At 68.3% G+C, this 9,857-nt stretch carries 14 protein-coding genes; 4 read left to right on the top strand and 10 right to left on the bottom strand.

Annotated elements, in window-relative coordinates:
- Positions 1–654, bottom strand: a 654-nt coding sequence (locus tag LL06_RS08845) for an MgtC/SapB family protein (protein ID WP_244447082.1), incomplete at its 3' end; no start/stop codon positions are given.
- A gap of 181 nt (positions 655–835) precedes the next feature.
- On the opposite strand from LL06_RS08845, the gene LL06_RS08840 reads away from it, so the two are divergent.
- Positions 836–1,876: a zinc-dependent alcohol dehydrogenase family protein gene (locus LL06_RS08840; RefSeq protein ID WP_035525144.1), complete on the top strand. Its 1,041-nt coding sequence runs from the start codon at positions 836–838 to the stop codon at positions 1,874–1,876.
- A 254-nt stretch (positions 1,877–2,130) separates the two neighbouring features.
- Here the strand turns inward: LL06_RS08840 and LL06_RS08835 are convergent, their stop codons facing one another.
- Entirely contained in the window at positions 2,131–2,940 is an 810-nt protein-coding gene (locus tag LL06_RS08835) for a class II glutamine amidotransferase (RefSeq protein WP_035525142.1), read from the bottom strand.
- 6 nt (positions 2,941–2,946) lie between these two features.
- Positions 2,947–3,162 carry a DUF6356 family protein gene (locus LL06_RS08830; protein ID WP_035525140.1) on the bottom strand — a complete coding sequence of 72 codons (216 nt, stop codon included), beginning with the start codon at positions 3,160–3,162 and terminating at the stop codon, positions 2,947–2,949.
- 109 nt (positions 3,163–3,271) lie between these two features.
- Here LL06_RS08830 and LL06_RS08825 point away from each other — a divergent pair, with 109 nt between their 5' ends.
- Positions 3,272–3,757 carry an Lrp/AsnC family transcriptional regulator gene (locus tag LL06_RS08825; RefSeq protein WP_035525138.1) on the top strand — a complete coding sequence of 162 codons (486 nt, stop codon included), beginning with the start codon at positions 3,272–3,274 and terminating at the stop codon, positions 3,755–3,757.
- A 25-nt stretch (positions 3,758–3,782) separates the two neighbouring features.
- Here LL06_RS08825 and LL06_RS08820 read toward each other — a convergent pair whose 3' ends face one another.
- Positions 3,783–3,995 (bottom strand): hypothetical protein, encoded by a 213-nt coding sequence (locus LL06_RS08820; RefSeq protein WP_035525135.1) that lies wholly within the window; start codon positions 3,993–3,995, stop codon positions 3,783–3,785.
- 219 nt (positions 3,996–4,214) lie between these two features.
- Here LL06_RS08820 and LL06_RS08815 point away from each other — a divergent pair, with 219 nt between their 5' ends.
- Complete coding sequence (locus LL06_RS08815; protein ID WP_035525134.1) at positions 4,215–5,126, top strand: pirin family protein; 912 nt, start codon at positions 4,215–4,217, stop codon at positions 5,124–5,126.
- Between the two features lie 304 nt (positions 5,127–5,430).
- The gene (locus tag LL06_RS08810) at positions 5,431–5,961 is read left to right on the top strand and encodes a MarR family transcriptional regulator (RefSeq protein WP_081963826.1); all 531 of its coding nucleotides are present in this window, start codon (positions 5,431–5,433) and stop codon (positions 5,959–5,961) included.
- Positions 5,962–5,979: 18 nt separating this feature from the next.
- On the opposite strand, the gene LL06_RS27260 is transcribed toward LL06_RS08810, so the two are convergent.
- From LL06_RS27260 to LL06_RS27640, 6 genes are all read right to left on the bottom strand, one after another.
- Positions 5,980–6,177, bottom strand: coding sequence for a hypothetical protein (locus tag LL06_RS27260; protein ID WP_152599546.1), 198 nt, complete (start codon positions 6,175–6,177; stop codon positions 5,980–5,982).
- A gap of 3 nt (positions 6,178–6,180) precedes the next feature.
- Entirely contained in the window at positions 6,181–8,052 is a 1,872-nt protein-coding gene (feoB, locus tag LL06_RS08805) for a ferrous iron transport protein B (RefSeq protein ID WP_035525132.1), read from the bottom strand.
- A gap of 4 nt (positions 8,053–8,056) precedes the next feature.
- Positions 8,057–8,377, bottom strand: coding sequence for a FeoA family protein (locus tag LL06_RS08800; RefSeq protein WP_052161338.1), 321 nt, complete (start codon positions 8,375–8,377; stop codon positions 8,057–8,059).
- A 216-nt stretch (positions 8,378–8,593) separates the two neighbouring features.
- Positions 8,594–9,055: a DMT family transporter gene (locus tag LL06_RS08795; protein ID WP_152599545.1), complete on the bottom strand. Its 462-nt coding sequence runs from the start codon at positions 9,053–9,055 to the stop codon at positions 8,594–8,596.
- Positions 9,052–9,579, bottom strand: a complete 528-nt coding sequence (locus LL06_RS08790) for a GNAT family N-acetyltransferase (RefSeq protein WP_035525127.1) — start codon at positions 9,577–9,579, stop codon at positions 9,052–9,054. Before LL06_RS08790 ends, LL06_RS08795 begins: the two co-directional genes overlap by 4 nt.
- Positions 9,580–9,586: 7 nt before the next feature.
- Positions 9,587–9,857, bottom strand: a 271-nt coding sequence (locus LL06_RS27640) for a cupin domain-containing protein (protein ID WP_035525125.1), incomplete at its 5' end; no start/stop codon positions are given.

The following is a 9,857-nucleotide window of genomic DNA, read 5'->3' as shown; positions in this document are numbered from 1 at the left end:
GATGGTGGCGAGGCTGGAGACGAAGCCCGAGGCGAAGCCCGCCACCGCCAGGCCGAAACGGAGGCCGAGCAGGCGCATGGCGACATGGCCGGCGGCGCCGATGGCCAGGATCAGCACCACCAGCAGCCAGACCTTGTGCAGGTTGACCGCGTCCAGCGGCCCGAGAAAACGGTCGGGCAGCAGCGGCCAGATCACCAGCGTGGCGATGGCGAAGATCAGGCCGTCGCCGACCTCCTCGTCGGTCATCACGCCCGTGACGAAGCGGTGGATGGGACGCTTCATCGCCAGCACGACGGCGATGCAGGCGGCGAGCGCGCCGGCGACCAGCGTGTCGGCCATGGCCAGCGCCCCCACCAGCGGCATCAGCAGGAGCCCGATTTCCGTCGTCAGGCCGGGGTCTTCGCGGCTGCCCTTGAGATAGGACAGGGCGGTGAGCAGGGTGACCGCCCCGACCACCAGCGCCAGCAGCGGAATGCCGCCGACGTGAACCGACACCGCGCCGGCGAGCGACGCCAGCGCAAAGGTGCGGATGCCCGCGGCGCGGCGCAACGGGCCTTCGCCCTTGCTGCGCTCGCGCTCGAGCCCGATCAGCAGGCCGATGGCGAGCGCGACGGTGAAATTGATCCAGGGAGGCGGCAGCATCGGGTGGGCCATGGTCTCCGGCAGTCCGCCGTTGGCCTGCCCTCGGCACTTTTTTGCGGCATTGCGGCGGGGGGCACAAGCAATTTTCCAGGCGGGCGGGGATCGGCCGGCTGCGGCAACGGTTCGCCCTTCCCCAAGCCGCCTTCGCCGGTGTAGACACGGCTGCCGATCCACCCACAGCCGGACCCTTGCCATGAAAGCCGTTCTCTACGAAGAATTCCGCGCGCCGCCCAAGCTTGTGACGCTGCCCGATCCCGCCCCCGAGGCGCACGGGGTGGTAATCAAGGTCGAGGCCACCGGCGTGTGCCGGAGCGACTGGCACGGCTGGGTGGGGCACGACCCCGACATTACGCTGCCGCATGTGCCCGGCCACGAGCTCGCCGGCACGATCGCCGCGGTGGGGCGCGAGGTGACGCGCTGGAAGATCGGCCAGCGGGTGACGGTACCCTTCGTCGGCGGCTGCGGGAGTTGCCCGGAATGCCATGCCGGCCACCAGCAGGTGTGCGACCACCAGTTCCAGCCGGGCTTCACCCATTGGGGATCGTTCGCCGAATTCGTCTCGATCCACCGCGCCGATCTCAACCTGGTGGAACTGCCCGAGAGCCTGGATTTCACCACTGCCGCCAGCCTCGGCTGCCGGTTCGTGACCTCGTTCCGCGCCGTTGTCGACCAAGGCCGGGTCTCGGCCGGGGAATGGGTGGCGGTGCACGGCTGCGGCGGGGTGGGGCTTTCGGCGGTGATGATCGCCGCGGCGTCGGGCGCGCAGGTGGTGGCGATCGACATTTCCGACCGGGCGCTCAAGCTCGCCCGCGAGGTGGGGGCCACGGCGGTGATCAACGCCAAGCACGTGGCCGACGTGGCCGGCGCGGTGCGCGACATCACCCAGGGCGGCGCGCATCTCTCGCTCGACGCGCTGGGGTCGGTGGCGACCTGTGTCAATTCGATCAACAGCCTGCGCAAGCGCGGCCGGCACGTCCAGGTCGGGCTGATGGCGGGAGATCACAGCCTGCCGCCGATCCCGATGGGGCGGGTGATCGGCCATGAGCTCGAGATTTTGGGCAGCCACGGCATGCAGGCGCACCGCTACGGCGCGATGCTGGCGATGATCGAGGCGGGACGACTGAAGCCCGACCAACTGGTGGGGCAGAGGATCTCACTCGAACAGTCGATCGCTGCGCTCACCGGCATGGACCGGTTCGAGGGCGCCGGCGTGACGGTGGTGACGGAGTTCTGAGGGGGAGGGTTTTTGCGAAGGCAAAAACCCCTCCCCAACCTCCTCTCAAGTCCCCTCCCCAACCCCTCCCCACAAGGGGGAGGGGCTTAGCCCGGGCCTGCCCTTATTGCTCAAATCGGGCTCACCACCCGGACAATCCCCCGGTTTGGCAGGATGCGAGATGCACGCGTAGCCCCTCACCCTTGTGGGGGTCCGAAGGACGGGCGAGACCCGTGGCTCGCCCTGGCTAGGTTGGGGAGGGGACTTTAAACCCTTCAGGCGACCGCGGCGATTTCCACGGGCCGCGTCTGCGCCGGGTTGAACCGGGCCGAGGACATGCCGCCGGCTTTCAGCGTGACGATGCTGCCGGCGGGGATCTCGTGCCACTGGGTCTGGGTGTCGTGGAACGGTTCGGAGACCAGGCAATGGCCCTGGTTGTTGCAGGTCGGCGCCGAATAGAGCGTGGGGGCGCGGGCATCGGTGGAATAGCGGATCGCATAGAGCGTCTCGCCGTCGGAGAAGGCGGCGGTGAAGCGCACGAGCTCTTCCACGCCGGCGCGGGCCGATTCGGCGAGCGCGAATCTTATGGCCTCGGCGAAGGCGCCGGCAGGATCGGTCTCGAGCCCGAATTCGATCGCCAGCAGGAACAGGAGTTCGGAATCGGTGGTGCCGTGGCGGGCCTGGTAGAGCCGGTCGGAGAGGGCCGCCTCCATCGGCCGGCGGATCTTCTCGAAGCCGGCGATCTGGCCATTGTGCATGAACGACCAGGTGCCGTGCACGAAGGGGTGGCAGTTGTCGCGGCTGGTGGCGCCGCCGGTCGAGGCGCGCACATGGGCGAGGAACAACGGCGAGCGGATCTGCCGCGCCAGCGATTTCAGATTGCAGTCGGACCAGGCGGGCAGCACGTCGCGGTAAAGCCCCGGCTCCGGGCGCTCGCCATACCAGGCGATGCCGAAGCCGTCGCCGTTTGTGGCGGTCTTGGCCTCGGTGGCCCGGTGCGACTGTTCGATCAGCGAATGGCCCGGCGCGGAAACGATCTGTTCCAGCGGGATCGGCGTTCCACGATAGGCGGCCCAGCGGCACATGTGTTTCTATCTGCTCCGGTTGTGCATCCGGTGATGCATCTCGTTAATCATACGGCTTGCAGTTTTCTCAAAGGTAAACGGCAGCAACGCATGGACCAGCGCGGCGGAGGCGGCGAGGAACAGCCGGCCGGCGAACCAGCCGGCGAACTTCATGTGCTCGAGATAGGTCTCGTCGACCGAGTGCGGGTGGTCGGTGAACAGGCGGGCGATCGGTCTGGACATGGTTGGGGCTCCCTCGCTTTTATGCAAGGGTGAAGGATAGACCGGTTTCCGGAGACATATGTCCCGAATATCCTTTGAAGCCGGGATGATTTGGGATATATGTCCCACAATGCACAAGATCGACGATATGGATGTCCGAATCCTCAGCCAATTGCAGCGCGACGGGTCGCTTTCGGTCGATTCGCTGTCGGAGCGGGTGCATCTGTCGCGCAACGCCTGCTGGCGGCGCGTCAAGGCGCTGGAGGAGCGCGGCATCATCAAGGACCGCGTCGCCATCCTCGACGCCGAGGCCGCCGGGTGCGGGCTGTCGGTGTTCGTGTTCGTGCGCGCGGCGAGCCACGACGCCGACTGGCTCAAGAGTTTCCGCGAGGCCGTCGGCGGCTTTCCCGAGATCGTCGGCGTCTACCGCACCTCGGGGGATCTCGACTACGTGCTGCGCGCCCGCGTCTCCGACGTCAAGGCCTATGACCGGCTCTACCAGCGGCTGATCGCCAAGGTGCGGCTCGCCGACGTCTCCGCCTCCTTCGTGATGGAGGAGATCAAGGAAACCACCGCCATTCCGCTCTCGGCGCTGGGGCGCGGCGCCACGGCCTGATCGTGCGGCAGGGCCCTGGCAGAGCTCAGGGGCGCGCCTTGGCCCGGTCGATCGCCTGCTTGAGCGCGGCGGCGCGGGCCTCGACCTGGTCGAGGCTAGCGGTGCCGCGGGCGGTCTGGCGCTCGAGGTCGAACTTCATCTCGTCCAGCCGTTCGAGCTTTTCCTGCTTGGGCGGGGTGTCGTGCCCGGACGCCTGGTCGGGGGTGGGATCCGGGTCGCGTTCGGTCCTGGTGGGCATCGTCGTCTCCTTCCGTGATCGAGGGTCGCGGGGTCAACGTGCGCGGCGCCGCGCGGTTCCGCGCCGCCCCAGCGCCCTGCGGGAATGCTGCGCTGCGGGCGCATGGCATTGAACACTCCGTTTCAGGGACGCCACTTATATGCCGGGTCCACGCACGCTACATTGGCGTCAACGCAACCCTTGCCGGCCCCAACCGCCGGCCGCCCCCAGGAGACTGCCATGTCCATCAGACCAGTCCGTCACCAATCCTCCGCCGTGCCGCATCTCGAGGGCGCCGGCGTGCATCTCAAGCGCGCCTTCGGCTTCGACGATCCCTCGCTCACCGACCCGTTCCTGCTGTTTGACGATTTCCGCAACTCGAGCCCGGAAAAGTACCTCAAGGGCTTCCCCTGGCATCCGCACCGCGGCATCGAGACCATCACCTATGTGCTGGCCGGCACCGTCGAGCACGGCGACAGCCTGGGCAACACTGGAACGCTGGGCGCGGGCGACGTGCAGTGGATGACCGCCGGGCGCGGCATCATGCACCAGGAAATGCCCAAGGGGGATTTCGCCGGCAAGATGCACGGCTTCCAGCTCTGGGCCAACCTGCCGTCGGCCATGAAGATGACCGCGCCGCGCTACCAGGATGTCTCCTCCGCCGACATTCCGGTCGAGGTCGACGACGACGGCACCGCCGCGCGCATCATCTGCGGCGAGTTCTGGGGCAAGCGCGGCCCGGTCGACGGCATCGCCGCCGAGCCGTCCTATGTCGACATCTCGGTGCCGCCGGGCCGCAGGAAGACCTTCAAGGTCGACGCCTACCGCTCGGCCTTCGCCTATATCTTCGCCGGTTCCGGCAGTTTTCGCGATGCATCCAAGCCGTTCGGCGTGCTGGTCGAGAAGGAAGTCGAGGGCGAGGAGATCCAGATCCGCGACATGTCGGGCGACCGCACGCTGGTGGTGTTCGACACCGGCGACGAGATCACCGTGCAGGCGGGCGACGAGGGCATCCGCTTCCTGCTGGTTTCCGGCAAGCCGATCCGCGAGCCGGTGGCCTGGCACGGGCCGATCGTCATGAACACCCGGGCCGAGCTGATCCAGGCGGTGACGGAGCTGCAGAACGGCACCTTCATCAAGCCCTCCCACTAGGCCCGATCCAGACTGCGCGGAACCGCGGGAATGCCGGGAACCGTCCCGGCATTTTCGTGTCCGCCCTGCGCCTGCGGCGACCGGCCCCCGGTCGGCCGGCCGTCGCCCGACCCCGCGCGCCCGGAGCAACCACGCCGCGAGGCCCAAGCCGAATTCGCGCCGCGAACCGGCCGCAATCGTTGATTATGCCCGAACACCGCTTGCGTTGCCCGGGCGGTCCGGGTCAAATGGCGGCGGGGTCCGGCCATCGCGCGCGACGCGGTCCATCCGGCGGTTCAGGCCCGATTTTAGGAGAGATGACGCGATGAACGCTGTGTACAAGCCTGGCGACGGCTACACTTATTTCAGCGAGGTCAGCAAGATCTGCCAGTTGTGCACGACGCTGGTCGGCAAGATGCTGCCCGACGGGGTTCACCCCTCGCACTTCGCCATCATCCTGCATCTGGTCCGGAGCGGCGACGGGATCACGCCGCTCAACCTCGCCAGCGCCATGAACCTGTCCAAGGCGACCATCAGCCATTCGATCCAGGTGCTGGAAAAGCGCGGCTACATCGAGACCAAGCCGTGCGAGCACGACGCCCGCTCCAAGCAGGTCTTCCTCACCGACGCCGGGCGCGCCTTTTGCGACGAGGCGATCAATGCGGCGGCGCGGACCTTCCACCATATCCTCCGCGACGAGGATCGCCAGATCATGACCGACGCGCTGCCCGGCCTGGCCGCGATCCGCGGGCTGCTGGAGGCCAATCGCGAGCCCGTGGCCGCCGACGATCCGCGTGTCGACACCGAAGTGCTCGGCATGCATGTGCTGGCCCTTCGCGGTCAGGCGCCGGGGTAGCGTCGCCCGCGGCGGCCGTCAGACCGGTTTTCTAGGCGAGCCGAGCGTGCAGCCCGAACAACCCGACGGACACTGGCTGGACCGTGAGCCGGCCGGACAAGGCCCGGGCCGGCCATGGCCGATCCATCGCTTGACCGATGCGGGCAGCAGCAGCTTCCAGACCACGTACAGGGCGGCGGACGCCACCAGCGAATAGGTGATGATCGCGTCGATCACGGCCTAGCCTCCAAGATAGATCGCGGCCCGGTAGACCACGAAGGACGCGCCATAGGCGAGTGCCATCATGTAGACGAACATCAGCACCGGCCAGCGCCAGGAATTGGTCTCGCGGCGCACCACGGCCAGCGTCGGCGCGCATTGCGGCGCGAACACGTACCAGGCGAGAAGCGACAGCGCGGTGGCCAGCGGCCATTCGGCGGCGATGGTCGCGCCCAGCGAGGCATCGCTGAGCGCCGCGCCGCCGACCGCATAGACCGTGGCGAGCGCGCCGACGGCCACCTCGCGCGCGGCCATGCCGGGGATCAGCGCCACCGCGATCTGCCAGTTGAAGCCTATCGGCGCGAGCAGCGGCTCGAGCGCATGGCCGATGATGCCGGCGAAGCTGTGGTTGATCGCCGCGTCGGTCGCGCCTTCGGGGGCGGCGGGGAAGGTGGAGAGGAACCAGATCAGGATCATCATCGACAGGATCAGGGTGCCGGCCCTGCGGATGAACATCAAGGCGCGCTGGAACACGCCCATCGCCACGCTGCGCAGCATCGGCAGCTTGTAGCCCGGCAGTTCCATGATGAAGGGCTCGGTCTTGCCGCGCCAGACGAAGGTGCGGAAGATGAAAGCGACCGCGAAGGCGCTGACGATCCCGGTGAGATAGAGCGAGAACAGCACCAGCCCCTGCAGGTCGATGAGGCCCGCGACGGTGCGGCGGGGAATGAAGGCGCCGATCAGCAGCGTGTAGACCGGAATCCGCGCCGAGCAGGTCATCAGCGGCGCCACCATGATGGTGGCGAGCCGCTGCCGGCGGTTCTCGATGACGCGGGTGGCCATGATGCCGGGAATGGCGCAGGCGAAGCTCGACAGCAGCGGAATGAAGGAGCGGCCGTGCAGGCCGACGCCGCCGACGACGCGGTCCATCAGGAACGCCGCGCGCGCCATGTAGCCGATATCCTCGAGCAGGATGATGAAGAAGAACAGGATGACGATCTGCGGCAGGAACACCAGCACGCTGCCCACGCCGGTGATGATGCCGTCGGTGAGGAGGCTCGCCAGCATGCCGTCGGGCAGGGTCTGCCTGGCAAGGGCATTGAGGCTGTCAAATCCGGCACTGATCATGTCCATCGGCGGCCCGGCCCAGGAATAGACCGCCTGGAAGACCAGGAACAGCACCGAGAGCAGGATGAGGATGCCCAGCACCGGATGCAGCAGCACGTCGTCGATGCGGGCGCTGATATCGCGCGACACCGCCGGCGTGCCGACGAAGCGGGCCACCATCGCATCGGCGGCATGATGGGCGTCGCGGATCTCGGCGGCGCCGCGCTCGCTCCAGCTCGCCGCCTGTCCGGCGGGCCGCCGGGCCAGCGCCAGGTCGAGCTGTTCGAGCAGTGCCGCGGCGCCGCCCGGCGACACGGCGACGGACCTGACGACGGGGATCGACAGTTCCCGCGACAAGCCCTCGGCGTCGATGCGGATGCCGCGGTGGTCGGCGATATCGGACATGTTGAGCGCCAGGATCATCGGAAGGCCTGCGCTCCGGAGCTCGAGCACCAGCCGCAGGATGAGCCGCAGATTGGTGGCGTCGGCGACGCAAACCAGGAAGTCCGGCCGGTCGAAATCATCAAGCCGGCCCAGCACCGCGTCGCGGGTGACGACCTCGTCGGGGCTGCGGCCGCGCAGGCTGTAGGTGCCCGGCAGGTCGATGGCCGTCACCTGCCTGCCTGCCGGGGTGACGAACTGGCCTTCCTTGCGTTCGACCGTGACGCCGGGATAATTGGCGACCTTCTGGCGGCTTCCGGTCAGCGCGTTGAACAGCGCCGTCTTGCCGCAATTGGGATTGCCCACGAAGGCCACGCGAGACGTCCTGGCGAGGGTGTCGAGCATCGCCTCACTCCGCCGCCAGCGTCATCGGCACAGCGGCGGCGCAGTCCACCAGGACCGCGTTGGCCTCGCGCCGCCTGAGCGCCACGCACATGCTGTCGACCCGGACGGCGATGGGATCCCTGCCGATGAAGCCTTCATGCAGGATCTCCACCTGCGCGCCCTCGACCAGGCCGATTTCCAGAAGCCGCTTTTCCAGCTCCAGGTCGAAGGCGGTCCGCGGCACGCCGGGCGCCGCGCTGCCCACCTCCCTCACGACGCCGCGCAGACCGCGCCGTCCCTGTCCGAGTTTCACGAGGGTTGGCGGGGTGTCTGGCAAGGTCGGCATGGCGGTGACGGTTCTGTTGGACTGGAGGCCGGGGCCGGTGAGCCCCGTTGCAATTTGACTACACCCGGCCAAAACTGGAGTCAAAAGGTATGAATTAGAACGCTTCCAAGGAGTTAAAATGTCACAGGCACGGCCCCGGCCGCCGATCCGGCCACCGCATCAGCCGGCGGTCGCCCCGCCCGGGACTTCACTGCGGATCGCGCCCCTGGAGTCCGGTCAGCCCCTGCCCGCGGTCAGGAACACGCCCGCGAGCATCAGCGCGATGCCCAGTCCGGCGCCCGGCGTCAGCGGCCGCCGCGGCAGACCGAACAGGCCCCAATGATCAAAGACCGTGGCGCCCAGCATGTTGCCGAGGATCACTAGCATCAGGAACAGCGTGACGCCGAGCCGCGGCACGGCCTGCATCGAAACCAGCACCTGGTAGGCCCCGAACAGGCCGCCGAGCCAGACCCACCAGGGCAGCCGGGCAAGCTGGCCCAAATCGGGGGCGCTCGCCCGGGTGACCAGCACCATCAGCCCCAGCACCAGCGTCGCCAGCGCAAAGGCCAGCAGCGCCGCAAACAGGGGATTGCCGCCAAGGGCGGCGGACATGCGCGCATAGATCGGCCCCTGCGCGGCGATCAGGACGCCGCCCAGCATCGCCGCCAGACCCATCAGCCAGGACAGACCCGGGCTCACAGCGTCTTGTACATGTAGGTGGTGGCGTGCAGCGCGCGGCCGTCCGGATCGAGCGCGAAGCCGGGGATCACACCCGCGGTCTCGAACCCCGCCGCCCGGTAGAGCGGCTCGGCGCGGTCGCCGGTGCGGGTGTCGAGCGTGACGAGGCGCTTGCCCGCGGCGACCGCCTCCGCGTCGACCGCCTGCATCAGCGCGCGTCCGACGCCCTTGCGCCTTGCGGCGGGCGCCACCATCATCTTGGCCACCTCGCAACGGTGCGGCTGGTTGGGCGGAAGCGACAGGATGAGCTGCACCGAGCCGGCCGGGACGCCGTTGAGCGTGGCCAGGAGCAGCCTGCGCCGCCCGGCGCGCACCTCGGGGAACACCTGCTCCTCAAAGAACCTGAGCCCGTCGGCCCGCGTGAACGGCTGCATGTAGCCGATCGCAGCGCCTTCGCTGACGGTCTCGGCCATGATCCCGGCCAGGACTTCGGCATGGGTGTCCAGCTCGTCCGCACCCAGGGCATGAATGGCGATCGCGGTCATTTCGGCCTCACACGAGAACGATCAGGTAGGATGCCGGCTGATCCCCGGTCTGGAAGCGCGACGGCCCGAAGAGCTGGTAGCGCAGGCAGTCGCCCGCCTCCAGCACCCTCGTCTCGTCGGAAATGGTCACGGCCAGGATGCCGTCGAGCAGCACCAGATGGTGCTCGTGCCCCGGCACCGACGGCGCCGCATAGGAGATCTTCTGGTTGGCCGCGAGCTCGCAGCGCACCACTTCCGCCGACAGCCCGCCGCTCGGCGGCGAGACGATGCGGCGGGGG

It is taken from the genome of Hoeflea sp. BAL378, assembly GCF_000759435.1.
GTDB lineage: Bacteria > Pseudomonadota > Alphaproteobacteria > Rhizobiales > Rhizobiaceae > Hoeflea.
This window is presented reverse-complemented; position numbering and strand designations above follow the sequence as displayed.

What these genes read in the sequence shown, in the direction of transcription:
- LL06_RS08810 (WP_081963826.1), top strand. Translation starts at nt 5,431, where the DNA reads ATGAACGCTGTGTACAAGCCTGGCGACGGCTACACTTATTTCAGCGAG.
- LL06_RS08815 (WP_035525134.1), top strand. Translation starts at nt 4,215, where the DNA reads ATGTCCATCAGACCAGTCCGTCACCAATCCTCCGCCGTGCCGCATCTC.
- LL06_RS08835 (WP_035525142.1), bottom strand. Translation starts at nt 2,940, where the DNA reads ATGTGCCGCTGGGCCGCCTATCGTGGAACGCCGATCCCGCTGGAACAG.
- LL06_RS08830 (WP_035525140.1), bottom strand. Translation starts at nt 3,162, where the DNA reads ATGTCCAGACCGATCGCCCGCCTGTTCACCGACCACCCGCACTCGGTC.
- LL06_RS08840 (WP_035525144.1), top strand. Translation starts at nt 836, where the DNA reads ATGAAAGCCGTTCTCTACGAAGAATTCCGCGCGCCGCCCAAGCTTGTG.
- feoB (WP_035525132.1), bottom strand. Translation starts at nt 8,052, where the DNA reads ATGCTCGACACCCTCGCCAGGACGTCTCGCGTGGCCTTCGTGGGCAAT.
- LL06_RS08825 (WP_035525138.1), top strand. Translation starts at nt 3,272, where the DNA reads ATGCACAAGATCGACGATATGGATGTCCGAATCCTCAGCCAATTGCAG.
- LL06_RS08790 (WP_035525127.1), bottom strand. Translation starts at nt 9,579, where the DNA reads ATGACCGCGATCGCCATTCATGCCCTGGGTGCGGACGAGCTGGACACC.
- LL06_RS08820 (WP_035525135.1), bottom strand. Translation starts at nt 3,995, where the DNA reads ATGCCCACCAGGACCGAACGCGACCCGGATCCCACCCCCGACCAGGCG.
- LL06_RS08800 (WP_052161338.1), bottom strand. Translation starts at nt 8,377, where the DNA reads ATGCCGACCTTGCCAGACACCCCGCCAACCCTCGTGAAACTCGGACAG.